We start from the raw sequence: 23,830 nt of genomic DNA on the forward strand, positions 1-23,830 counted from the left end.
CTTAGGCTGCGTTTATAGGGATATCAACCATTGGGGTCACAATCACTAGGTCACTATCATGAGATATCCATCTTCAGTCTTTCGCCATAAAACGCATTTAAGCTTTGTTGTTTCGGGATTAACAGTCGCTGTACTATTAGGCTTGAGTGCTTGCAGTGATAAATCCGCGAAGCAGCAAAACCCTACTGAATTAGCAGTTCAAGCAAAAATTGCCGCGGAGCAACAAGCAGCGCTAAAGCAAAGTGCTGAACTTAAGCAAAGCGCAGAGCTTAAGGAAAGTGCCAAGCGTCAGGCCAATCGGCAATTGGATGCTGCAATCGCCATACAGGAGCAAGCCTCGTTAGCTAGGCTGCAAACAATGAATGCTGAGGGGCGATCGTATATCGCTCAACCTGCGGCCAGTATCAGTGCGGCGCCCGCGTTAAACGGCGATTGGTCTGGGTCAGTGCCACCTGAGCGCAATCGATTTGAGAAACAAGTGCAAAACGGCATCATGGTTGCGGGGGAAATCCCGGTTTCCACCTTTGCTATCGATGTCGATACTGGTAGTTACACGACCTTAAGACGAATGTTGAAGGAAGGGCGTTTACCACAGAAGGACACTCTGCGGGTTGAAGAAATGCTGAATTATTTTTCCTATGATTATCCACTGCCGGGTAAAAATGAGGCGCCCTTTAGTGTTACGACTGAGCTTGCACCATCGCCCTATAACGATGACATGATGTTACTTCGCATCGGTTTGAAGGGATATGAGCAGAGTAAAGCCGAACTCGGCGCCAGTAACTTAGTGTTTCTGCTGGATGTGTCAGGGTCGATGGCATCGCCCGATAAATTACCTCTGCTGCAAACTGCCTTGAAAATGCTGACTCAGCAACTGGATGCTCAGGATAAGGTATCGATTGTCGTCTACGCTGGCGCCGCTGGAGTTGTGTTAGATGGCGCGGCGGGTAACGACAGTCAAACCCTTAACTATGCGTTAGAGCAGCTCAGTGCGGGTGGTTCTACCAATGGGGCACAGGGGATTCAGCTTGCCTATCAGCTTGCGAAAAAGCACTTTGTTGAAGGCGGCATTAATCGAGTGATACTTGCGACCGACGGCGACTTTAATGTCGGCACGACCAACCTCGATGAATTAATCGATTTGGTTAGCACGCAGAAGCAACTGGGCATTGGGCTAACGACGCTCGGCTTTGGTATGGGTGACTACAATGACCATCTGATGGAGCAATTAGCCGATAAAGGCAATGGACAATATGCCTATATCGATTCCCTCAATGAGGCGAGAAAAGTGCTGGTGGAACAGTTAAGTGCAACTTTACTCACCATAGCCAAAGAGGTGAAAGTGCAGGTCGAGTTTAATCCCGCCCTTGTGGCCGAGTATCGTCTGATTGGTTATGAGAACCGTGCCCTCGCGCGGGAGGATTTTAATAATGATAAGGTGGATGCGGGCGAAATAGGCGCAGGGCATACCGTCACGGCGCTTTACGAGCTTCGCTATGTTGATGCGGGTAATTTGGCTAATGATAAACTTCGCTATGGCTATAATTCCAAGACTGGCAATGAAAAATATAGCCGCGACGAAATCGCCTATCTTAAATTACGTTATCAGCTACCGGATGCGACTCAGAGCCAGTTACTGAGTTATCCAATCCGTGCCCACCAAAGGGTAAACTCATTAGCGCAGGCGAGTGATGATTTTCGTTTTGCCGCTGCAGTGGCAGGATTAGGACAGTTGCTGAATCAAAGCCACTATTTGCATCAATTTGATTATAATAAGCTTAGTGCGCTCACACGTTCTGCGCTGGGGGAAGATACCAGCGGCTACCGACATGAGTTTATGCAACTTGTCGATACTGCTGCGGCACTTGCACAAACACAGCGAGTAGCAATCAAAAAATCCTTTGATGTCGGAGATAAACCTTTCCCGCCCGAGGATAAACCGCATCAACAATGAGCCAAATTATTATGTTTCAGTTAGTTAACCATTAGGGAGCTGCCATGGCCCTGGCGATACCGCAAATGCATGCCCATGAGCATACCGATGAACAGTTAATGCAACGCTATGCCAAAGGCGATGGCAAAGCGTTTGAGCAGCTTTATCTCAAACACAAAGGCGCCTTGTACCGTTACTTTGTGCGCCAACTCGGTGACAAACAGTTAGCCGAAGATTTATATCAAGAAACCTGGGGACGAGTGATCCGTGCCGCCGCCAATTATGAGCCGAGTGCTAAGTTTAATACTTGGCTCTATCGGATTGCCCATAATCTGTTGATTGACCACGTCAGAGCTGTCAAACCCGTCGACTTAGTTAGCCATGATAATGAGGAAGGGCTAGATACCTTTGTGGGAGCGGAGCAGGAACAACCCGATGTACATTGGCAGGAAACGCAAAAGAGCCTGTTACTGAAGACCTGTATTGCCCTGTTACCCCAAGTGCAGAAAGAGGCCTTTATTCTCAATATCGAAATGGGCTTTACCGCAGCGGTGATCAGCGATATTGCGGGGGTGACACTCGAAGCGACCAAGAGCCGTATTCGCTACGCGTATCAAAGCTTAAAAGATTGTGTCAATGCTAAATGGCAGGAGGTTGGTCATGAGTAATTCCACTCTGTCATCGGAAGAAGAGGCACTACGTCAGGAAGTCTCTGCTTGGTATCACAAGCAAGCACTGGAAATGCCACCAGAGCGGCTCGACCAAGATATTTTGCGCCTATCACAAGCTCATTTGGCTGAAATGAATGTGAGCCAGCTAAAGCCTGCTGCTACGCCTGTGTGGCGCCGTTTCCCATGGGCGTTATCGAGCGCAGCTTCTTTAGTGCTGGTTGTGGGTTTAATCGTACTGAATAGAGGCTATTTTGAGGAGGAGTTAGCCGCTCCAGCAGCGTTGACTATGGGGGCGCCCATGCCCGCTCAAGCACCGTTAGATCACGCTGATCAGCAAGCCGAAATGGCGCGTCAAGCGAGAATGGAAGATGCCGCAACACAAAGTAGGCAAAGGGAAGCGATGAGGGCCGAAGCTAAGATGTCAGCCCCGGAAAATCAGCAAGCAGAGTCTCAAGCATTATCGCAAAGGGCGCGTGCATTGCCTCAAAGTGATGTAGCCGCAGCTGCGCTGCGTGATAAAGATGTGTTGATGGCGTCGTTAACACGTTTGCAGGCGTTAATAGACTCGAAGCAAATACAGGAAGCCTTAGCTCTTGAGCAAAGTTTAGTGAAGCAGTATCCCGAGTTGTCTAAAACCAATGCTGAATCTACCGATGGCACAAAGGCAATTGAGAAATTTAAAGCTTTACAGCATCAGCTTCATTCTGTGAGCAAATAAAGCGTAAATCAGTGGGCTGGTCTCATTAAGGCCACTCACTGATATTAATATCTTATTCTTAACGTTGTCGTATTAATCTAGGACACTTTTTACAGATCGTAATGTTAATTACTTGATCATGGTCATAAAGTGCACAGGAACTCGCCTGTTATATTGGATATTGATAAACGACTTGACTAGTATCAATAGTCAGTCCTAAGTTCAGGAGGCGATATGCTCAAAAGACTCATGCATGATCATAAACATATAGCAGTGCTATTGAATGTCTTGAAAAATAAACAGATGAAATTAGTTGAAGGCGAGGCGATTAATTTTATTGTTGTGAGAGACATCGTTGAGTATATGCAAGGATATGCTGAGCGTAGCCATCACCCCGTTGAAGATATTATTTATGCTTATTATTTGGCACATAAGGCGAATGATGACATCGACAAGCTAAGTGCCGAGCACCAAGTTGTGACTGCGGCTTCATCGGCATTAATGAATACTTTAAACCTGATATTAAGTGACATTGTTGTCGCAAGGGATAAACTGATTGCCGATTTTGCCGAATATGTTGACTTACAAGAAAAACATATGCAGATGGAAGAGCGGGAGATTTTCCCCTTACTTGCGAAGTCTTTAACCGAGCAAGATTGGAAGGAGATTGAACAACAATGCCAAGCATCGTTAATTGATGATCCGCTATTCCTTGACCGAGAGCAGCAAGCCTTTGATGACTTACGTTCCTATTTAAAAGCGTCCGATTAGGGGTTGTAAGTCATCTGAAGGGTAAAAACAGAAAAAGCGCCATAAGCGCTTTTTCTCTATATCCTGTCAATAAAAAAACAGCAGGTTACAACTGGATGGTGTCTATATCGTAATCAAAGTTGTTATCAATCTCTTGCAGTTCCTTGAGTAAACGATGTTTGTCCTTTAACGCCTCGATTTCGCGCCACTTACGCTTTTTATTAGCACCACGCGAGCGGTCGGGTCTTTCTACAACTTCATCTAGCGCACAACCATAATCTAAACGATCCATGGTAACCTCCTGTTGTTGTATGTTTTGTCAGCGATTAAATAACATATTTTCAAAACAGGGTGCAAGAATTATGTTTCATTTGTGTTAACTTGAAATGAAATTTGGATGATATGTCATTGATCTTAACTATCACTTTAGTGGTGGTTGCTTCTTGAAATGTTTATTTTATTAATGAGATACAATAAAAAAGCCAGCAATTGCTGGCTTTTTGTTCGATCAGATTTTGCCCCGTCGATAAAGATTGATTAAGCCATTGCTTGAAGCATCTAACGCAGTCGCTTCTTGATCTGCACCTATACGGGCGAGGACGTCGTTACCTAAGGTTTTGCCAAGCTCAACACCCCATTGGTCGAAGGAGTTGATGTCCCAAATGGCGCCTTGGACAAAGGTTCTGTGCTCATAGAGCGCAATCAGTGCGCCTAAGGTTTCTGGAGTCAGCTTATCCATTAACAGAGTGTTGCTTGGCTTATTGCCCGGCATGACTTTGTGTTTGGCGATAAGTAACTTTTCTTCATCACTCAAGTTGCTCTTGCTCAATTCAGCCAGCGCTTCATCTAAGGTACGGCCTTGCATGAGTGCTTGAGTTTGTCCAAAGCAGTTAGAGGCTAACTGATCATGGTGTTCACCGATAGGGTTATGGCTTTGCAGCGGCATAATGAAATCAGCAGGAATTAATGCAGTACCTTGATGCAGCAACTGATGGTAAGCGTGTTGACCGTTTGTGCCTTCGCCGCCCCAAATCACAGGACCCGTGCTGTAATCCACATGAGTACCATTGAGCGTGACTGATTTACCGTTACTTTCCATATCCAGTTGTTGGAAGTAGGCAGGAAGTCCGCGCAGATAATGATCGTAGGTCAATACCACATGGCTTTGAGCATTAAAGAAATTGCCATACCACAGTGAGAATAGTCCCATGATGACGGGCATATTTTCCGCTAAAGGCGCAGTGGCAAAATGGGTATCCATTTGGTGCGCACCCTTTAATAGGGAGCGGAAGTTATCCATGCCGATGAGTAAAGCAATGGGTAAACCAATGGCAGACCACAGAGAATAGCGACCTCCAACCCAGTCCCACATAGGGAAGATATTAGCGGCATCAATACCAAACTCAGTTGCTTTTGCCACGTTAGAGGTCACGGCAACAAAGTGTTTCGCGACATCGGACTGTGAACCACCTTTAGCTAAGAACCACGCTTTGGCCGTTAAGGTGTTGGTCAGCGTCTCTTGTGTACCAAAAGACTTAGACGACATGATAAAAAGCGTGGTTTCAGGATCGAGCAGCTTGAGTTTTTCACTGATCGAGGTGCCATCGACGTTTGCAACAAAATGGCAATTGAGACCTGTTATCCAGTATGGGCGTAAGGCTTGGGAAACAATTTTAGGGCCAAGGAATGAACCACCGATACCGATACTGACAATATCGGTAATGGCTTTGCCTGTGTAGCCTTTCCACTGTCCTGAGGTGACTGAAGTGACAAACTGCTGCATCTTGTTCAGCGTTTGCTGTACTTCAGGAACGATATCTTGACCTTCGGCAATGATGGATTGGTCCGCGGTACTGCGTAGTGCGGTATGCAAAACGGCACGTTTTTCGGTGGTGTTAATGATATCACCGGCAAACATCGCCTTGATTTTAGCGTCAAGCTTGGCTTCTTGCGCCAGTGTCAGCAGCAAGTTGAGAGTCTCAGGTGTTGCTCTATTTTTTGAATAATCTAAAAATAAGCCACAAGTAGAAAGCGACATGTTGCTAAAGCGTGCAGGATCGCCTGCAAAGAGTTCTCGCATATGCGGGATCTGCTGGCTATGGGCTGCTAATGCCTTCCATGTTGTGCTTTGGGTCAAGATAGTCATCGAATCGTCTCCGAAGATACTTAGTTTGCCAGTTTAGCCTTGAGCATGACTTCGAGTTTGCCTTGGTCGATGGCGAAGTTACGGATGCCTTCTGCTAGCTTGTCAACGGCCATAGGATCTTGGTTAAAGTCCCAGCGGAATTGCGCTTCGGTTAAAGGCTCACCCGCAGCAACTGTAGTGCTGGCAGGAATGAGTTTAGGTTGAATAGCGACTTGAGAGTTTGCTAGCTCTTCGAGTAATGAAGGACCAATAGTCAGGCGGTCACAACCCGCTAATTCGATGATTTCACCGATATTACGGAAACTTGCCCCCATGACTACCGTGTTATAGCCATGCTGCTTGTAGTAGTTGTAAATTTCAGTTACAGAAACGACACCAGGATCATTTACTGCGTCATAGTCTTTACCTGTGTCTTTTTTGTACCAGTCGAGGATGCGGCCAACGAATGGAGAAATTAAGTACACGCCAGCTTCAGCACAGGCACGTGCTTGAGCGAAGCTAAATAATAGGGTTAAGTTACAGTTGATGCCTTCTTGCTCTAACTCTTTGGCGGCACAAATGCCTTCCCAAGTTGAGGCTAATTTGATCAAAATGCGAGATTTATCTATTCCTGCTTCTTGATATAGACGAACAAGCTTATGCGCTTTTGCAATGGATTTTTCTTTATCGAAGGATAAGCGGGCATCCACTTCAGTTGAAATTCGGCCTGGAACCAGTTTCAGAATTTCCACGCCAATGTTCACTGCAAGTTTATCGCTGGCATCATCAATCTGTTGCTCAATATCAGCACTTTGTAATTTAGCCCATGCAATAGCATTGTCGATTAGAGCGCTATACTCAGGGATTTGAGCGGCTTTTAGAATGAGTGATGGGTTAGTGGTTGCGTCTTCTGGTTGATAGCGCTTAATTGCTTCAATATCGCCAGTATCGGCCACAATAGTAGTGTATGACTTGAGTTGCTCTAATGTATTTGCCATGAAAAACATCCTTCTCAGATAGCGGTCAAAACTCAGAAATGAACTGATGACTATTAGAAGCGATTTTGCCAACTTTTCCAACCATCAATGTAAAAAAATTACAAAAATGGTAAAACTACATCGTTTCTTGCTGAACATAGTGGTGAGTGCCACTTAATCAGTCTTAGCGCCATCAGGTTAGATAGTGTCGATGCCTTAAAAACAAAAAGTCGCTGCAAGCAGCGACTTTTTTATTCTTAACAGTGCAATTACTTCAGAACAGGTTGTTTTTCAGTAGTTGTCACGATGGCTTCGATGCGGCGGTTAGCTGCATGAGCTTCTTTAGAGTCACCAGCCACTAATGGCTTAGTGATACCGTAACCGTTAGAAGTTACGCGGCTTTGGCTGATGCCATATTTTTCAACAAGGATCTTAGCAACAGCGTCAGCACGCTTGTCAGACAGAACCATGTTGTATTCTGGTTTACCTACGTTAGAAGCGTGACCCGCGATTTCAACAGTGAATTCTGGGTTCTTGTTCAGGTAGTTAGCCAGTCTTTCGATGTCTTTGTAGTACTCTTTCTTCACTACTGCAGAATCGTTAGCAAACTGGATAGAACCTACATCTTCTTGCTTTTTAACGTTTTCATAGATAGTACAGCCAACAGAGTCAACTTTGTGAGTTGCAGGCGTTGCTGGGCACTGATCTTTATCGTCGTATACACCATCGTTGTCTGAGTCAACTGGTGCTGCTGCAACAACGGCGGCAGCTACAGGAGCCGCTGCTGCTGGAGTACCAAAACGGTAGCTTAATTCTAAGCCCCAATAGTTGCTGTCAGCATTTACTGGAACGATAGCGTTAGCGCCAGCGTTATCATCTAAGTTTTCATAGCGGCGGTATTTAGCTTGTAACTTCAGGTTATCAGTGAAGTTATAGCCAACACCTGCACCGAAATATGGTGCGAAGTCGTTTTCGCTGTAAGAAGTTAATACGTTACCAACGCGTTGGTTGTTTTCTAAGGTGTAGTACATTGCGCCAGCTTCAGCAGACAGGCTCCAACGGTTACCTAGTGGCCATACGCCAACTAGGCCAAGAGTTGCACCTTTTACATCTGCATCATTGCTAATGCCTGCATAGGTCCAATCTGCACTACCTAGATCACGATAGCCGATTTCTGCACCAAAGTAGTCATTAAACATATAGCCTGCGAAAATATCCCATGCGTATGGGTTATCATCGCCGTTATCAGTTGCAATGTGTTCATAGTTATTAACGCCTAAACCTGCACCAACATACCAAGGAGTTAACTCTTGAGATGCACTGGCAGCAAGTGGAAGCATTGATGTAAGTAAAACTACTTTTAATGTATTCTTCATCATTTTTTCTAAGTCCATTGTTTATGATTCTCCACCAATATGCTTTGCGGGTTTTAAGCAAAACATTGCTAGCACTTAGTGTGGGGATCCTTTGGTATTGTAGCCAGCGGTTAATTATCACTGCATTTGTTAAAATTTTCCAGTGCTTAGTCTGAAGTTTTTTTATGGGACTCCATCTTGTAATTAACTTGAGATGTTAAAAAGGCATCCTTTCGGATGCCTTTAAATTGTATTTATTTTGTTAATTTAATTAACTGCTAGCGAGTCCAAACCCAATTTTCGATTTCAGTTGGGTCAACACCATGTGCTTTAATATAGTTACGGTGATCAACAAGTCTTTGCAACATATCTGTTGTGATTGAAACGTGTTTAGTCTCATCAATGACGCCTTGTTGGAATAGTTTATAAGCCATATCAATAACAAGGTGGTAGCGAGAGGTTCCATTACGCACACCCATATCAAATGGTGTAGTTGTTGAGCCTTCTTCTTCATAACCTTTAATTCTAAAACGGCGGCTTCCTTTGTAATCAAAAATTAACTTTTTGATTGTATTTGGATAACCGTGATAGTTAAATACTACTCCTTTATCTTGAGTAAATATTTCATCCATCATCCATGGTTTTTCTTTAAATTTACGGCTACCTAAACCATCACTGCTTAATTCGGTGACGCTCACAAAACGGATTCTGACTCGAGGCAGCATTTCCCGAATGATCACTAAAGAGGCCATACATTCTTGAGTGACATAATCACCACAGCCAGCAAGGACGATATCTGGATTTTCATCTGAAGCAAAATCCCACACCATGACACCATCTTTGGCTTGTTTACGTGCTTCATCTAAGCTTAGCCATTGTGGCAGCTCTTTTTTACCTGCGACTAGGATGTTTAGTTTGTCACGATCCGCAAAAGCACGTTCGGTATACACTAAGGTGCTGTTTGCATCAGCTGGTAAATAAGCAGAGATAATCTTTGGATGTTTTTCTAACATCGCACCTAGGAACGATGGGTTTTGATGCGAGTAACCGTTGTGATCCTGACGCTCTAATAATGAAGAAAGTACTACGTTGCACGCTGGTAAAGGTTTACGGAAATGCACCCCTTGACTGGCATAAACATACTTACAATATTGGTCGGCCATGGATGAAACTACTTGCGAGAATGACTCGTAGGTTGGGAACATGCCGTGGCGACCCGTTACTGTGTAGCCATGTAACATACCAAATAGTAAGTTCTCAGAAAGAAGCTCTAGCACACGGCCATCGCGAGACATATCTTCATCCCAGCTTTCAATTGGCCATTGCCATGCACGGTCGGTTTCTTCAAATACCGCTTGCAGTTGGTTTGAATAGGTTTCATCAGGGCTGAAAATGCGTAAATTGCGTTGATCACGGTTCAGTTTGAATGCGTCACGCATCCATTCACCCATTTTCAGCATGGAGTAACCGCGGTGTCCGCGTGGTACTTCTGGACCGTAACTGAGTTTTTCTAGATCAGGATTGGATAAAGCTCTAACAACTTCACCACCATAAGTGAGATGTTGGCGACCACAAGCTAAGTGTTTTGGTGGGATCAATGAGCTAATATCCGCATCAAAAATCAGTTCACCTTGAGCATTGATTTGATAGAGCTCTTGGAACTGGTAGCTAGCTAACCAATTATCCAATGCGGCTAGATGGCCTTTATCGGTCGCGCATTTATTGACAATCACTTGGTGTGATTCGCAGTTGCCTTCTAACTTCTTACCATTATATTCGCTTACGCCAGTCCAACCTTTGGCTGTGCGCATTAAAATCACTGGCCAGCGAGGTTTTACAATATCTTCGCCTTTACGTGCTCGGGCTTGGATATCATTAATCATGCTATAAGCGGTATCCATGGCGGTTGCCATTTGAACGTAGATATCTTCTTCCGCTTCGCTGTCCACAATAATGGGGTGGTAGCCAAGACCGCGGAATTCAAGATCTAATTCTTCATGACTCATGCGTCCCATACGGGTTGGGCCAGAAATTTTATAGCCGTTAATATGGACGATAGGTAGCACAGCACCGTTGGTGGCGGGTGATACCAATCGGTTTGCATACCAAGATGCGGCTAATGGGCCTGTTTCTGATTCTCCATCACCTATTAATACCGTCGCGATAAGATCGGGGTTATCAAGCACTGCGCCCCAGCCAACGGATAATGAATAACCTAATTCTCCACCCTCCAGAATTTGTCCTGGTGCTTCAGGATTAGCATGTGAAGGATAACCGTATGCTGCTGAGAACTTTTTACAAATATCCTCAATGCCCGTTTCATTATAAGGAATGGTTTCTGGATAGTAGTGGCTTAGAGAGCCTTCAATGAATAAGTTAGCTTGTACGGCAGGGAAGCCATGTCCTGGACCAACTAAGTAAATAAAGGGACGATTATGTTTTACAATGAGTCGGTTAACGTTCGCGTAGACAAAGTTGATACCAGGACACGTTCCCCAGTGACCGAGCAAGCGAGGCTTAATGTCCGAGTGCGCTAGTGGGCGCTTATGAAGTACGTTTTGCTTTAAGTAAATCTGGGAGGTGGCTAGGAAGTTAGTGGCTCTTACGTATTTTTTAAGAGCATTTATCTCATGTGTTGTCGTCATATTAAGCCTCACTAGAGCAGACGGAAGTAAATAATGTTTTCTTGGAGTTACTATATTTGTAATTTTATTACAAAAATGTGCCCTGCATCCAAATTTTAAAACTTGTGTTTGTCGTTAACGCATGTGAATGAAGTTTGTTAAATTGTTAATTTAATATTAACAGTGACTTATCTAAGCTTTATGATCGTGAGCTTGTAGCTATTTAACAATGTAAACCTAGGCTTGATCACATGAGTAATTTCGAATACTGTGCTATTTTGCTGCGTTGAATTCGGTAGCCGTGATGTTGTAAATTCACGGAAGGATAATTTGAAAGAATAAATCTACCGATATTCTTACCTTTATTTGGAAGGATTCATTCACCACAAATGTTGCACCTCGCTAAGTATAGGTGGGGGAGGGCATTTGCTACGGGAAGAAGTAAAATAATATGTTAGAAACGATTGTAAACTTTTTGAACGCACTGCTCTGGGGCAAATTGCTCGTTTACGGACTGGTGGGTGCGGGGCTCTATTTCACCTTACGACTTGTATTTATTCAACTTACACACTTCAAACACTCTCTAAAAGTCATGACCATGAGCCGCCAAGGCTGTGAAAGTGGTTTGTCTTCATTCCAAGTATTCTGTACGAGTATGGCTGCCCGAGTGGGTGCCGGAAACATGGCGGGTGTAGCGGTGGCCATTGGCTCCGCCGGACCTGGCGCTGTCTTTTGGATGTGGTTAATTGCCATGTTGGGTATGGCAACGGCTATGGTAGAGTCCACTCTTGCGCAGGTTTATAAGGTGCGTGATACCAACGGCCAATTTCGTGGTGGCCCTTCTTATTATATGGAGAAGGGACTTGGTCAGAGATGGATGGGGGTGTTGTTCGCTTTCTTCCTGATCATCGCTTTTGGTTTGGTGTTTAACGCGGTGCAAGCCAATACCATTACGGGGGCGATGGAGCGCGTGTTTGGCTTCGATCCGACCTATGTCGGTATCGGCTTAGTGTTAGCCAGTGGTTTTGTTATCGTCGGCGGCTTACGTAAAGTTGCGCGAGTATCTGAGTTTATCGTGCCAATTATGGCGTTGGCTTATATTCTAATAGCTTTCATTATTGTGTTGTTCAATTTAGAGCAATTACCCGCAGTTATTAGCCTGATTGTAAAAAGTGCTTTCGGTTGGCAAGAGGCAGCAGCAGGTGGCGTTGCTTATACAGTCGCTCAGGCGATGCAAGCAGGTATTGCCCGTGGTTTGTTCTCAAATGAGGCGGGGATGGGCAGCGCGGCAAACGTGGCGGCGAGTGCCTCACCTAATCCTAATCATCCAGCATCTCAGGGCTTTGTGCAGATGATGGGAGTTTTTGTTGATACTATTGTTATTTGTACCGCAACGGCTGCCATTATCTTGTTGTCTGGTGACATAGGTTCTAGTGATGATGGTATTCGTCTTACTATTAATGCGATGTCGAATCATGTTGGTGATTGGGGCGGTGCCTTTATTGCGATAGCGATTTTTCTATTCTGCTTTACCTCAATCATTGCTAATTATTCCTACGCCGAAACCAATGTGATGTTCTTAACGGGTAACAGTACTAAGGCGTTACCGTTATTTCGCCTGTGCGTATTAGGCATGGTGATGTTTGGTGCCGTAGCCAAAATCAGCTTAGTGTGGAACTTAGCCGATGTGTCAATGGGGCTAATGGCAACGGTCAATATCGTCGCATTGTTGCTGTTATCTGGCTTGGCGATACGGGTTATCAACGATTACTGTGAACAATTAAAGAGTGGCAAAATGCCTGAGTTTGACCGCAGTAAGTTCCCCGAATTGATGGAACAACTTGATGATGGCATTTGGCAGGACAATAGTGCCAATGAGTTGGCTAAATCGCGTACTGAATCAGCGGTTAGTCGTTAAGCTCAAGTTCACTGATTAGCGCTATCGGAAAAACCACGTCATCCGTACGTGGTTTTTTTATGCTTGTTCAGTATCATAGTGGCGTATTTTATTTGTTGGAGTGTGTTAATGTTGATTTTGGTTTCACCGGCGAAAACCCTAGATTTTGAGCAACCTTCCTTGACTCAAACCCATACTCGGCCCGATTTTTTAGCTTATAGCCAAGAGCTCATTCAAGTTTGCCAACGGTTAACCCCCAGTGACATAGCAACATTAATGAAGGTCAGCGATAGCATTGCGGGCTTAAATGCGGCACGTTTTGGCGAGTGGACACCCGATTACAGTATTGATAATGCTAAGCAAGCTATTTTCGCTTTTAGAGGCGATGTTTACACAGGTTTTGATGCTGATACCCTGACACCTGAACAGCTTGAACGTAGTCAGTCGCAGTTGCGCATTTTATCTGGGCTATATGGGTTACTGCGGCCATTGGATTTAATTTTACCTTATCGCTTAGAAATGGGGACGGCCCTTGCCAATCCTAAAGGTAAGAATCTCTACGATTTTTGGGGCAACACTCTCACCGTAGCGGTCAATAATGCGGTCGCTGCGCAGGGGGATGAGATCATTATCAACCTTGCATCCAATGAATATTTTAAGGCGATAAAGCCAAAGCAATTAGCAGGACAATTAATCACTCCTGTTTTTAAAGACTTTAAAAATGGTCAATACAAAGTCATTAGTTTCTTTGCGAAAAAAGCGCGGGGAATGATGGCAAGATATATTATTGATCAGCAAGTGAGTTCGATTGATGAATTAAAAGCATTTGATGTGGCAGGTTATTACTACAGTGAAGAATTGAGTAAACCGAATGAGCCAACATTTTTACGTGAAGCGCAATAACGTATTACGGCTTAAATAAAAAGAGCTGCTTAGGCTTAATGCCAGTCAGTTAAGCTGACTGGCATTTTTCTTTTTATGGGTGAATGATTTACTTATGAGGCTTATTTCGATTCAGTGCTAATGGGCGTTAACACTAAATTTGAGTTTGCCATGATATAAGCAAATTGAGCATATGCCGCCACATTTTGTGCCAAAGCCTTAGGATCGATTTTATCTAAGGTATCGTTAGGTGTGTGGTGATAATCGAAGTAATCGTGGCCATCCTGTCTTAACGATGCAACAGGTACGCCTAATGCGGGTAGCATAGAGACATCAGGTCCGCCAGAGGCCTGATTATTACCAAGGGCGACACCGTTGTATGTCATTGGTTTAATGCTCTCTTGAACTTGGGCGAAAACGTTGTCACTTACCTTAGTGTCGATTTGATAAATTGGACCCGCGCCGAAATCTGATTCTGCAGCAATATAATGTAGAGGTAACTCGGCTTTGTGTGCTTCAGCATAAGCCTTACCCCCCACTAAGCCAATTTCTTCGGCTGCATATAGTACTACTCGCACCGTACGAGCGGGCTTTTGTGGAAGATCTTGAATATGTTTTGCTGCCGCTGTCACAATCGCAACACCAGCGCCATCATCAATTGCACCTGTACCTTCATCCCATGAATCTAAATGGGCACCAATCAGCACGATTTCGTTAGGTTTACTACTGCCAGTGACTTCTGCAATAACGTTGTAAGAGGTATTCGTACCTAAATCCTTCGGTGACATATGCAGCTCGAGCACCGCATTCGGATCGCGTTTTAACATGGCATCGACTAAGTCTGCATCGGGATTAGACATCGCCGCAGCAGGGATTTTAGTCACACCATCTTGATAACGCATCACGCCAGTGTGTGCCATGCGGTCATGGTCGGTGCCTATTGAGCGAATGACGATTGCTACGGCTCCCTTTTGTGCTGCTGCGACAGCGCCCTTCGAGCGGCCGCCGACACTTTTTCCGTAACCTTCACCAGTTATATGACGCTCCGTTTTTTGATCGATAAAGGCAATTTTACCTTTTACATCATCAGGGTTGGCTTGTTGTAATGCTTCTAGGCTATCAAAGCGAGCTATTCTAGCCCTAATGCCCGTTACTGGCGTTGCAATGCTGCCACCCAATGCAGTAATCACCAAAGGTTGCTCTACCGGAGAGATAATCTTGGCTTTGGCTTCTCCACGTTCCCAAATAGGAACCTGTACTGGCTCTTTATAAACCTTATCAAACCCGAGGCTGGTTAACTTATTCATTGCCCAGTTCACGGCAATAATGTCTTTTGGACTACCAGCAAGGCGCGGTCCTACTTCTACCGTAAGAGATTCGACAATGTCATATCCAATCGAAGAGGCTAAAGCGGTTTGTTGTAATTGAGAAGGGATATCTGTTTTGACTGGTGTTTCGATATGAGTTTGGCAAGCGCTCAAACCACTAATAAAAAGGCCTGTTATCAACGTTGTTTGGTAGGGTTTCATAGGTTTCCTTTGTTTTTATTAAGCATGTCCCACTTTTGAAAACAATCTAGCAAAAAGTGTGCTTTATGTCCCGACTATATCTGTAAGGCAACGCTATATTAGCGCAGGGGTTAGTTTTAGGAGAAAATGTGCGTAATGAATATTGAATTAATGCAGGAGCGAGCCGATCATGCCGTGGTGCTATTAAAGGCACTCGCAAACGAACGTCGTTTATTTATCCTTTGTTATTTACTGAATGAAGGAGAAATGTGCGTTGGCGAAATGAATAAAAAATTAGGCTTAAGTCAATCGGCACTATCACAACACCTTGCTTGGTTACGCAAAGATAATTTAGTAACCACACGCAAAGAAGCGCAGACCGTATTTTATTCACTGAAGAGTGATGAAGTGCGTGAGATGATCCATTTACTAAACAATATTTATTGTCATTAATGGTTTTCAGCAGATATAAAAAAACCGGCAATTGCCGGTTTTTTTTATTTACTAAGATAATTAAGCAACAAGCGCTTTGATCTTAGCGTTCAAACGAGCCTTATGACGAGCAGCTTTATTCTTGTGAATAAGGCCTTTAGTCGCCATACGGTCAACGATTGGTTGTGCAGCAGCGAAAGCTTCGGTTGCTGTTTTGTGATCACCAGCTTTGATAGCTGCGATAACTTTTTTAACGTATGTACGTAACATTGAGCGACGGCTGGCGTTATGCTGACGACGCTTTTCAGATTGAAGCGCGCGCTTCTTTGCAGACTTGCTATTAGCCAAGGTGCAACTCCTAAAAACTGGATTTGATACTTTTAAAGGCCGAGGAATATGCCTGCATTTAGTCACTTTGTCAATGACTATGATTGAATAATCATCATAAAGATAAATTAATTCAACCTGCCTTGGCTATCTTCAACCCAACTCGTGTAATATGTGGCGCAATTCTAGCAGCTATTACCGCAGTGTGACAGAGCCTGAGTCGATTTTTTGAGATGAATCACCTAATCCATTCGATATAGGTCTGGGGGACGTTTGAGTAAAAAATTATTGAAGTCAGGCATGATTGTTAGTGCTATGACATTGATTTCCCGTGTTTTAGGTTTGGTTAGAGATGTTGTCGTTGCCAATTTAATGGGTGCAGGGACAAGCGCTGATGTTTTTTTCTTCGCGAATAAAATTCCTAACTTTTTACGTCGATTATTTGCCGAGGGCGCCTTTGCACAGGCATTTGTTCCTGTACTGACCGAATATCAAGAAAAGCATACCTCGGACGAAACTCGCGAGTTACTCAGTAAGGTGGCGGGGACCTTAGGGCTCTTAGTGACGATTGTCACGCTTGTCGGTGTGATTGCATCTCCTGTGTTGTCCGCCTTATTTGGTGGCGGCTGGTTTATGGCCTGGCTGAATAACGAACCTGATGGCGCTAAGTTTGAGTTAGCAACGGTCGTACTAAAAATCACTTTTCCTTATCTGTGGTTTATCACCTTTACTGCTTTAGCGGGCTCAATCTTAAATACTCGAGGACGCTTTGCTGTATCGGCTTTTACGCCAGTGTTTCTAAATGTGGCCATTATTGCGGCGGCAATGTTTTTCGCTCCGACGTCTTCTCAGCCCGAAATTACCTTGGGATGGGGAGTATTTTGTGGTGGTTTAATTCAGTTTTTATTCCAAATTCCGTTTCTGCTCCGAGAGAAAGCGTTAGTAAAACCTTCGTGGGGTTGGCAACATCCCGGGGTTGTGAAGATTAGAACTTTGATGATCCCTGCATTGTTTGGGGTTTCTGTCTCACAAATCAACTTGTTATTTGATACCTTTATCGCCAGCTTCTTGATGACTGGTTCTATTAGTTGGCTCTATTATTCAGACCGATTATTAGAGTTTCCACTTGGTTTATTTGGTATTGCTATTGCAACCGTGATTTTACCCGCGTTATCGCGAAATCATGTGAATGCAGAAGGAGATGGCTTTGGTAACACCATGGATTGGGGAATTAAAGCGATTTTATTACTCGGTTTGCCTGCTATGATGGGGTTGATAGTGCTCGCGCAGCCTATGTTAATGGTACTGTTTATGCGCGGCGCCTTTACTATCAATGATGTGCAAATGGCCTCTTACAGTTTGATGGCTTACGGAAGCGGTTTACTGAGTTTTATGTTAATCAAAGTTTTAGCGCCAGGATATTATTCTCGCCAGGATACTAAAACCCCCGTACGCTATGGCATCATCGCTATGATCACCAATATGGGCTTTAACTTAATATTTGCAATCCCATTTGGTTATGTGGGTTTGGCGATTGCTACATCCATGTCAGCCTTGCTTAATGCCACATTACTTTATCGCGGCCTGCATAAAGCAGGGGTTTATCGTATTACCAAACCGACTATGGTGTTTTTCCTTAAAGCCGTGGTCTCTACGGCATTGATGGTGGTAGTCTTGTACTATTTATTACCCACGCAATCTCAATGGATAGAATGGCATTTAGCTTTACGAGCTAAGGCTTTGATTGGTTTGATTGCTGTTGGGACTATCACGTATTTACTTGGGTTACTGGCGTTGGGAATTCGTCCTTGGTCAATGAAACGGGGAGTTTGATTGCTGATTCTTATCGTTAGCTGTTATATAATCAGCCGATTTGCGCTTGGCAGTTGTCTAAAGTTATGGAATTAATCCGTGGTACACATAACATTTTGTCATCTCACCATGGCTGTGTGCTGACGATAGGTAATTTTGATGGCGTGCATCGCGGCCATGCACAGGTGATTGCTAATCTGGTGCAAAAGGCCAAACAGCTGTCGTTACCGCCAACAGTGATGACATTTGAGCCTCAGCCACAGGAGTTATTCCGAGGTGAGAATGCCCCCGCGCGTTTGAGCTTACTGCGGGATAAAATAATCCTATTGGATGAGTTAGGCGTTGAGCGGTTAGTGTGTATTAACTTCAATCGCGCCTTTGCTGATCAACCTGCTGAGCATTTCATCGAAGAATTGCTGGTGCGTAAACTCGGGGTGAAGTATCTCGTCGTGGGCGATGACTTTTGCTTTGGACAAGGTCGAAGAGGCAACTTTGAAATGCTGATGCAAGCTGGAGCCCGTTATGGCTTTACCGTGGTCAGCACCCAGAGTTTTATGGTGGGCTCGCAACGTGTGAGCTCGACCGCGGTAAGAGAACAATTGGCTAAAGGAAACCTGGAGCAGGCGAGACGCCTACTCGGTCACCCCTTTACCTTAAGCGGCCGTGTGGCCCATGGCCAAAAAATTGGCCGAACCATAGGTTTTCCCACCGCCAATATCGCCCTCAAGCGCAATGTGGTGCCAGTGCGCGGGGTGTTTGCGGTGAAACTCTATTGGGAAGATAGCGATATTTATGAAGGGGTTGCCAACATTGGTTTCCGCCCGACCGTAAATGGTCAAGTTTGTCAGCTTGAGGTGCATCTTTTTGATTTTGAAGGTGACATTTATGGCAAGCATGTTGAGGTTGAGTTAGTGGCAAAACTTCGCGATGAACAACCTTTTGATTCATTGGATGCACTAAAGCAACAAATTTTGAATGATGCAAATGAGGCCAGAGCTTTATTTGGTAACGATGCAGGCTGATATTTATCAGTTTAATTAACGGTATAGGATCAATGAGCGACTATAAATTTACTTTGAATTTGCCGGAAACTGAGTTTCCGATGCGTGGTAATTTGGCAAATCGCGAGCCAGAGATGTTAGAGCGCTGGACGAAAGACGGTCTGTATCAGCAGATCCGTGATAGCCGAATTGGCCGCACACCTTTTATTTTGCATGACGGCCCACCGTATGCGAACGGCAGCATTCATATTGGTCACTCAGTCAACAAAATTCTTAAGGACATTATTGTTAAGTCAAAAACCATGTCTGGTTTTGACGCGCCTTATGTGCCAGGTTGGGATTGCCACGGTCTGCCAATTGAACTGAAAGTTGAGCAAAAAGTCGGTAAGCCTGGTCAAAAAATTTCTGCGGCCGAATTTCGTGAAGAATGCCGTAAATATGCTGCCGAGCAAGTCGATGGCCAACGCGAAGATTTTATTCGTTTAGGCGTGTTAGGCGATTGGCAAAAACCTTATCTAACAATGGATTTTGCCACCGAAGCCAATATTGTTCGTTCTTTATCAAAAGTGATTGAAAACGGTCACTTACATAAAGGTGTTAAACCTGTTCACTGGTGTACAGACTGTGGTTCTGCCCTTGCTGAAGCCGAAGTTGAATACGAGGATAAAACCTCTCCCGCTATCGATGTGGCCTTTACTGCAACTGACAGCAAAGCCGTTGCCGCTCAGTTTGGTGTAAGCGATTACTCACATCCAGTCGCTATGGTGATTTGGACAACCACACCTTGGACGCTGCCTGCGAACCGCGCGTTATCTATCAGCCCAGAGCTGGATTACAGCTTGGTTGAATTTGTGAAAGAGGGGGCGACTCACGCGGTTATTCTGGCTGACGTGTTAGTTGAAGCTTGTATGACGCGTTACGGCGCCGAGAGCCATAGCGTGTTAGGTAAAGTTAAAGGTGTAGCGCTTGAATTGGTTCGCTTTAAGCATCCATTCTTAGCCTTTGACGTACCTACAATTTTAGGTGACCACGTGACGACTGACGCGGGTACGGGTGTGGTCCACACAGCACCTGGCCATGGTCAAGACGACTTCGTGGTAGGTCAGAAATACGGTTTAGAAGTGGCAAACCCAGTTGGCGATAACGGTGTGTACAAGCCAGAGACTGAGTTCTTTGCTGGTCAACACGTATTTAAAGCAAATGACAATGTGGTTGCATTGCTGCAAGAAAAAGGTGCGCTATTACACCATGTTGCGTACCGTCACAGCTATCCACACTGCTGGCGCCATAAGACACCCATTATCTTCCGCGCAACGCCACAATGGTTTATCTCTATGGATAACCATAACCTGCGCAAGCAAGCATTAAGCGAAATTGAGCAGACTCAGTGGATCCCTGACTGGGGGCAAAGCCGCATCGAGAAGATGGTTGAGAATCGCCCAGATTGGTGTATCTCCCGTCAACGTACTTGGGGCGTACCAATTACATTATTCGTACACCGCGAAACTGAAGAGCTGCACCCTGACAGCGTGTCGTTAATGGCGCGTGTGGCCAATCGTATTGAGCAGGAAGGCATCCAAGCTTGGTGGGATCTCGATGCTGCTGAATTACTGGGTGAAGAAGCCGAACAATACCGCAAAGTGACCGATACCCTAGACGTATGGTACGACTCAGGTTCAACCTTTGCTTCTGTGGTTGGCGCGCGCCCAGAGTTTCATGGTCATGGTGTAGATTTATACCTCGAAGGTAGCGATCAACACCGTGGTTGGTTTATGTCATCTCTGATGATTTCTACCGCTATGACAGGCAAAGCACCTTACAAGCAAGTGCTGACCCACGGCTTTACCGTTGATGGTAAAGGTCGCAAGATGTCGAAATCTATCGGTAACGTGATTGCGCCGCAGCAAGTGACTAACAAACTAGGTGCGGACATTTTGCGCCTTTGGGTTGCGGCAACCGACTACAGCGGTGAAATGACAGTATCGGATGAAATCTTAAACCGTAGCGCCGATGCTTATCGCCGTATTCGTAACACCGCTCGTTTCTTACTGGCGAACCTTAATGGCTTCGACCCTGCGAAGGACTTAGTGGCAGTAGAAGATATGGTGGCGTTAGACCGTTGGGCTGTGCGCCGCGCGGCCGCTCTTCAGCAAGAAATTATCGAAGCTTACGAGCAATATAACTTCCATATTGTGACGCAAAAGCTGATGCAGTTCTGCTCGGTTGAGCTAGGTAGCTTCTACTTAGACATCATTAAAGACCGTCAATATACCGCTAAGCAAGAGGGCCATGCCCGCCGTAGCTGTCAATCGGCATTGTTCCATATCGCCGAAGCTATGGTGCGTTGGATTGCGCCAATCCTGAGCTTTACTGCCGATGAAGTGTGGCAATTACTGCCAGGTCAACGTGATGCTTACGTGTTTACCCAAGAATGGTATCAAGGTCTGCAATCTATCACTTTAGATACTGATTTAAGTGATGCGTACTGGGAAAATCTGCTGACTGTACGTAACGAGGTCAACAAGGTCATCGAGCAAGCGCGCCGTGATAAACGTATTGGTGGCTCCTTAGAAGCCGAAGTCACACTGTTTGCTGATGCGGCTTTAACTGAACAGTTAACGCACATTGGTGATGAGCTGCGTTTCGTCCTGTTAACTTCAGAAGCCAAAGTATTGCCATTGGCAGATGCGACAAGCGATGCCGTTGAAACTGAGCTGGCGTCATTGAAGTTAGTGGTAAATGCAACAACAGCAGAAAAATGCGAACGTTGTTGGCACCACAGGGAAGAAGTGGGCACGATTGAGGCTCACCCAACGCTGTGCCATCGCTGCGTAACCAATATTGAAGGTGACGGCGAAGTTCGTCTGTTTGCGTAAAGGATCTGTATGCCATTAACTTGGAAAGACAGTGGCTTACGTTGGTATTGGGTAGTTGTATTGGTGTTTTTGGCCGATCAACTATCCAAACAATGGGTCTTAGCCAATTTTGATTTGTTCGAATCGGTGCAGTTATTACCTTTTTTTAATTTCACCTATGTACGTAACTATGGCGCCGCATTTAGCTTTTTAAGTGAAGCGGGCGGTTGGCAACGTTGGTTATTTACCTTAGTGGCCGTTGGTTTTAGTACCTTGTTGACTGTGTGGCTGCGCAAGCAAGCGGCATCCCTCTGGAAGTTAAATTTGGCTTACACCTTAGTGATTGGTGGCGCCCTAGGTAACTTAATCGATCGATTGATGCATGGTTTTGTGGTGGATTTTATCGATTTTTATTGGGGTAAGAGCCATTATCCCGCCTTTAATATCGCCGATTCCGCGATTTTTATCGGCGCAGTGCTGATCATTTGGGATTCGTTTTTTAACAGCAAATCCGAACAAGATAAAACCGAAGAGGTGAAGTAGTGACTGTGACACGTTCGTTATTGTGCCATATGAATATTGTGCTTGAAGATGGTTCGACCGCCGATAGCACTAAAGCCTCGGGTAAGCCAGCACGTCTTAATATCGGCGATGGTACTTTAAGCCCTGCATTTGAAGCGCAGCTTGCCTCCTTGAATGAAGGCGATAGGCACAGCTTTACGCTTGAAGCGGTCGATGCCTTTGGTGAGTCAAATCCCGATGCGATTCATTATATGGATAGAACCCGCTTTCCAGCCGATATGGAGCTTGAAGTTGGCGTTATCGTGAGTTTTGCTGGTCCTGGCGGCAGTGAGATACCTGGAATTGTGCGTGAGGTTGCGGGTGATTCGATTACCGTCGATCTCAATCACCCTCTAGCGGGACGCAAAGTCACATTTGAACTCGACGTGGTGAAGGTACTGTAAGATGAAATTAGATCCTACCAGCCCAAGTTTAAATATTATGCTGGCAAATCCTCGCGGCTTTTGTGCTGGTGTGGATCGTGCCATTAGCATCGTTGAGCGTGCGCTCGAGTTATTTTCACCACCGATTTATGTTCGCCATGAAGTCGTGCATAACCGCTATGTGGTGCAAAATTTGAAAGACCGCGGTGCTGTTTTTGTAGAAGAGTTAGACCAAGTACCTGATAACAATATTGTTATCTTTAGTGCTCATGGGGTTTCTCAGGCGGTACGTGCCGAAGCTAAAGCGCGTGGGCTGCGAGTATTCGATGCAACTTGTCCATTAGTCACCAAAGTGCATTTGCAGGTCACTCGAGCAAGTCGCAAGGGTATTGAATGTATTTTGATTGGCCATGCGGGACATCCTGAAGTTGAAGGCACAATGGGACAATATGATAACCCTAATGGTGGGGTTTATCTGATTGAATCCCCGGCAGATGTCGAGACTTTAGAAGTTCGCGATCCTAATAACCTCTGCTTCGTGACTCAAACGACCCTCTCGGTAGATGATACTCTCGATATCATCAGCGCCTTATTAAAGCGTTTCCCGTCCATTGAAGGCCCTCGTAAGGATGATATTTGCTACGCGACGCAAAACCGTCAAGATGCGGTGCGTAACTTATCGGCCGATGTGGATCTGTTAATTGTGGTCGGTTCGAAAAACAGCTCTAACTCTAATCGCTTACGTGAATTAGCATTAAAAACGGGTACAGAGTCTTATCTGGTTGATACTGCAGATGATATTGATTCATCTTGGTTTGAGGGTGTAACTAAAGTTGCTGTAACGGCTGGCGCGTCTGCACCAGAGGTTCTTGTACAGCAAGTGGTTCAAGCCATAGCGAAATTAGCGCCAAGTGTGGTGACTGAAGTCGAAGGACGAAAAGAAGATACTGTCTTTGCCGTACCCGCTGAACTACGCTAATTAATGTAGAAAATAGTAGTCAATTGAAAGAGGCCAATGGCCTAATGCCGATCAGTTAAGA

Annotated in this window: 20 protein-coding genes; 13 read left to right on the forward strand and 7 right to left on the reverse strand. The window is 45.0% G+C overall.

Features of this window, described 5'->3' with window-relative positions:
• The first annotated feature begins 58 nt into the window (after nucleotides 1–58).
• The 4 genes from FJD32_RS05545 to FJD32_RS05560 all read left to right on the forward strand — a co-directional run bounded on the left by FJD32_RS05545 (nucleotide 59) and on the right by FJD32_RS05560 (nucleotide 4,072).
• The gene (locus tag FJD32_RS05545) at nucleotides 59–1,954 is read left to right on the forward strand and encodes a VWA domain-containing protein (protein ID WP_099457631.1); all 1,896 of its coding nucleotides are present in this window, start codon (nucleotides 59–61) and stop codon (nucleotides 1,952–1,954) included.
• Nucleotides 1,955–1,998: 44 nt separating this feature from the next.
• Entirely contained in the window at nucleotides 1,999–2,601 is a 603-nt protein-coding gene (locus tag FJD32_RS05550; protein WP_011717976.1) for a sigma-70 family RNA polymerase sigma factor, read from the forward strand.
• A complete protein-coding gene (locus FJD32_RS05555; RefSeq protein ID WP_099457632.1) occupies nucleotides 2,594–3,322 on the forward strand; it encodes a hypothetical protein in 729 nt (242 codons plus the stop codon). The genes FJD32_RS05550 and FJD32_RS05555 overlap by 8 nt, the downstream gene beginning before the upstream one ends.
• A gap of 213 nt (nucleotides 3,323–3,535) precedes the next feature.
• Nucleotides 3,536–4,072: a hemerythrin domain-containing protein gene (locus FJD32_RS05560; RefSeq protein WP_055648477.1), complete on the forward strand. Its 537-nt coding sequence runs from the start codon at nucleotides 3,536–3,538 to the stop codon at nucleotides 4,070–4,072.
• Between the two features lie 85 nt (nucleotides 4,073–4,157).
• Here the strand turns inward: FJD32_RS05560 and FJD32_RS05565 are convergent, their stop codons facing one another.
• The 5 genes from FJD32_RS05565 to FJD32_RS05585 form a co-directional block, all read right to left on the reverse strand.
• Nucleotides 4,158–4,343, reverse strand: a complete 186-nt coding sequence (locus FJD32_RS05565; RefSeq protein ID WP_037421244.1) for a DUF3545 family protein — start codon at nucleotides 4,341–4,343, stop codon at nucleotides 4,158–4,160.
• Nucleotides 4,344–4,559: 216 nt separating this feature from the next.
• The gene (gene pgi, locus FJD32_RS05570; RefSeq protein ID WP_037429612.1) at nucleotides 4,560–6,197 is read right to left on the reverse strand and encodes a glucose-6-phosphate isomerase; all 1,638 of its coding nucleotides are present in this window, start codon (nucleotides 6,195–6,197) and stop codon (nucleotides 4,560–4,562) included.
• Between the two features lie 20 nt (nucleotides 6,198–6,217).
• Nucleotides 6,218–7,174, reverse strand: coding sequence for a transaldolase (gene tal / locus FJD32_RS05575; RefSeq protein WP_037421238.1), 957 nt, complete (start codon nucleotides 7,172–7,174; stop codon nucleotides 6,218–6,220).
• A gap of 248 nt (nucleotides 7,175–7,422) precedes the next feature.
• Nucleotides 7,423–8,547, reverse strand: a complete 1,125-nt coding sequence (locus FJD32_RS05580) for an OmpA family protein (protein WP_069454411.1) — start codon at nucleotides 8,545–8,547, stop codon at nucleotides 7,423–7,425.
• A gap of 239 nt (nucleotides 8,548–8,786) precedes the next feature.
• Nucleotides 8,787–11,153, reverse strand: a complete 2,367-nt coding sequence (locus tag FJD32_RS05585; protein ID WP_037421225.1) for a phosphoketolase family protein — start codon at nucleotides 11,151–11,153, stop codon at nucleotides 8,787–8,789.
• 430 nt (nucleotides 11,154–11,583) lie between these two features.
• Between FJD32_RS05585 and FJD32_RS05590 the strand changes: the two genes are divergently transcribed.
• Nucleotides 11,584–13,050: an alanine/glycine:cation symporter family protein gene (locus FJD32_RS05590; RefSeq protein WP_037421222.1), complete on the forward strand. Its 1,467-nt coding sequence runs from the start codon at nucleotides 11,584–11,586 to the stop codon at nucleotides 13,048–13,050.
• Between the two features lie 108 nt (nucleotides 13,051–13,158).
• Nucleotides 13,159–13,932, forward strand: coding sequence for a peroxide stress protein YaaA (gene yaaA / locus FJD32_RS05595; RefSeq protein ID WP_037421218.1), 774 nt, complete (start codon nucleotides 13,159–13,161; stop codon nucleotides 13,930–13,932).
• 101 nt (nucleotides 13,933–14,033) lie between these two features.
• Here yaaA and FJD32_RS05600 read toward each other — a convergent pair whose 3' ends face one another.
• The gene (locus FJD32_RS05600) at nucleotides 14,034–15,440 is read right to left on the reverse strand and encodes a M28 family metallopeptidase (RefSeq protein ID WP_133182182.1); all 1,407 of its coding nucleotides are present in this window, start codon (nucleotides 15,438–15,440) and stop codon (nucleotides 14,034–14,036) included.
• A 135-nt stretch (nucleotides 15,441–15,575) separates the two neighbouring features.
• Between FJD32_RS05600 and FJD32_RS05605 the strand changes: the two genes are divergently transcribed.
• On the forward strand, nucleotides 15,576–15,872 hold the full coding sequence (locus FJD32_RS05605; protein WP_006084975.1) for a metalloregulator ArsR/SmtB family transcription factor: 297 nt from the start codon (nucleotides 15,576–15,578) through the stop codon (nucleotides 15,870–15,872).
• A gap of 60 nt (nucleotides 15,873–15,932) precedes the next feature.
• On the opposite strand, the gene rpsT is transcribed toward FJD32_RS05605, so the two are convergent.
• A complete protein-coding gene (gene rpsT, locus FJD32_RS05610; RefSeq protein ID WP_037421209.1) occupies nucleotides 15,933–16,199 on the reverse strand; it encodes a 30S ribosomal protein S20 in 267 nt (88 codons plus the stop codon).
• 252 nt (nucleotides 16,200–16,451) lie between these two features.
• On the opposite strand from rpsT, the gene murJ reads away from it, so the two are divergent.
• From murJ to ispH, 6 genes are all read left to right on the forward strand, one after another.
• Entirely contained in the window at nucleotides 16,452–18,011 is a 1,560-nt protein-coding gene (gene murJ, locus FJD32_RS05615; protein WP_140906994.1) for a murein biosynthesis integral membrane protein MurJ, read from the forward strand.
• Between the two features lie 65 nt (nucleotides 18,012–18,076).
• Nucleotides 18,077–19,012 carry a bifunctional riboflavin kinase/FAD synthetase gene (gene ribF, locus FJD32_RS05620; RefSeq protein WP_069454415.1) on the forward strand — a complete coding sequence of 312 codons (936 nt, stop codon included), beginning with the start codon at nucleotides 18,077–18,079 and terminating at the stop codon, nucleotides 19,010–19,012.
• A gap of 32 nt (nucleotides 19,013–19,044) precedes the next feature.
• On the forward strand, nucleotides 19,045–21,867 hold the full coding sequence (gene ileS, locus FJD32_RS05625; protein WP_140906995.1) for an isoleucine--tRNA ligase: 2,823 nt from the start codon (nucleotides 19,045–19,047) through the stop codon (nucleotides 21,865–21,867).
• A gap of 9 nt (nucleotides 21,868–21,876) precedes the next feature.
• Nucleotides 21,877–22,389, forward strand: a complete 513-nt coding sequence (gene lspA, locus FJD32_RS05630; RefSeq protein ID WP_037421196.1) for a signal peptidase II — start codon at nucleotides 21,877–21,879, stop codon at nucleotides 22,387–22,389.
• Nucleotides 22,389–22,811 (forward strand): FKBP-type peptidyl-prolyl cis-trans isomerase, encoded by a 423-nt coding sequence (gene fkpB, locus FJD32_RS05635; protein ID WP_140906996.1) that lies wholly within the window; start codon nucleotides 22,389–22,391, stop codon nucleotides 22,809–22,811. The genes lspA and fkpB overlap by 1 nt, the downstream gene beginning before the upstream one ends.
• 1 nt (nucleotide 22,812) lies before the next feature.
• On the forward strand, nucleotides 22,813–23,769 hold the full coding sequence (gene ispH, locus FJD32_RS05640; RefSeq protein WP_037421194.1) for a 4-hydroxy-3-methylbut-2-enyl diphosphate reductase: 957 nt from the start codon (nucleotides 22,813–22,815) through the stop codon (nucleotides 23,767–23,769).
• Nucleotides 23,770–23,830: the final 61 nt, after the last annotated feature.

The sequence above is a fragment of the Shewanella sp. LC6 genome (genome assembly GCF_006385735.2).
Lineage (GTDB): Bacteria > Pseudomonadota > Gammaproteobacteria > Enterobacterales > Shewanellaceae > Shewanella > Shewanella xiamenensis.

Coding starts and splice junctions, on each gene's coding strand:
- FJD32_RS05545 (WP_099457631.1), top strand. CDS start 59: ATGAGATATCCATCTTCAGTCTTTCGCCATAAAACGCATTTAAGCTTT.
- pgi (WP_037429612.1), bottom strand. CDS start 6,197: ATGACTATCTTGACCCAAAGCACAACATGGAAGGCATTAGCAGCCCAT.
- FJD32_RS05600 (WP_133182182.1), bottom strand. CDS start 15,440: ATGAAACCCTACCAAACAACGTTGATAACAGGCCTTTTTATTAGTGGT.
- FJD32_RS05560 (WP_055648477.1), top strand. CDS start 3,536: ATGCTCAAAAGACTCATGCATGATCATAAACATATAGCAGTGCTATTG.
- ribF (WP_069454415.1), top strand. CDS start 18,077: ATGGAATTAATCCGTGGTACACATAACATTTTGTCATCTCACCATGGC.
- lspA (WP_037421196.1), top strand. CDS start 21,877: ATGCCATTAACTTGGAAAGACAGTGGCTTACGTTGGTATTGGGTAGTT.
- FJD32_RS05555 (WP_099457632.1), top strand. CDS start 2,594: ATGAGTAATTCCACTCTGTCATCGGAAGAAGAGGCACTACGTCAGGAA.
- FJD32_RS05585 (WP_037421225.1), bottom strand. CDS start 11,153: ATGACGACAACACATGAGATAAATGCTCTTAAAAAATACGTAAGAGCC.
- FJD32_RS05590 (WP_037421222.1), top strand. CDS start 11,584: ATGTTAGAAACGATTGTAAACTTTTTGAACGCACTGCTCTGGGGCAAA.
- FJD32_RS05550 (WP_011717976.1), top strand. CDS start 1,999: ATGGCCCTGGCGATACCGCAAATGCATGCCCATGAGCATACCGATGAA.
- FJD32_RS05605 (WP_006084975.1), top strand. CDS start 15,576: ATGAATATTGAATTAATGCAGGAGCGAGCCGATCATGCCGTGGTGCTA.
- tal (WP_037421238.1), bottom strand. CDS start 7,174: ATGGCAAATACATTAGAGCAACTCAAGTCATACACTACTATTGTGGCC.
- ileS (WP_140906995.1), top strand. CDS start 19,045: ATGAGCGACTATAAATTTACTTTGAATTTGCCGGAAACTGAGTTTCCG.
- FJD32_RS05580 (WP_069454411.1), bottom strand. CDS start 8,547: ATGGACTTAGAAAAAATGATGAAGAATACATTAAAAGTAGTTTTACTT.
- yaaA (WP_037421218.1), top strand. CDS start 13,159: ATGTTGATTTTGGTTTCACCGGCGAAAACCCTAGATTTTGAGCAACCT.
- ispH (WP_037421194.1), top strand. CDS start 22,813: ATGAAATTAGATCCTACCAGCCCAAGTTTAAATATTATGCTGGCAAAT.
- FJD32_RS05565 (WP_037421244.1), bottom strand. CDS start 4,343: ATGGATCGTTTAGATTATGGTTGTGCGCTAGATGAAGTTGTAGAAAGA.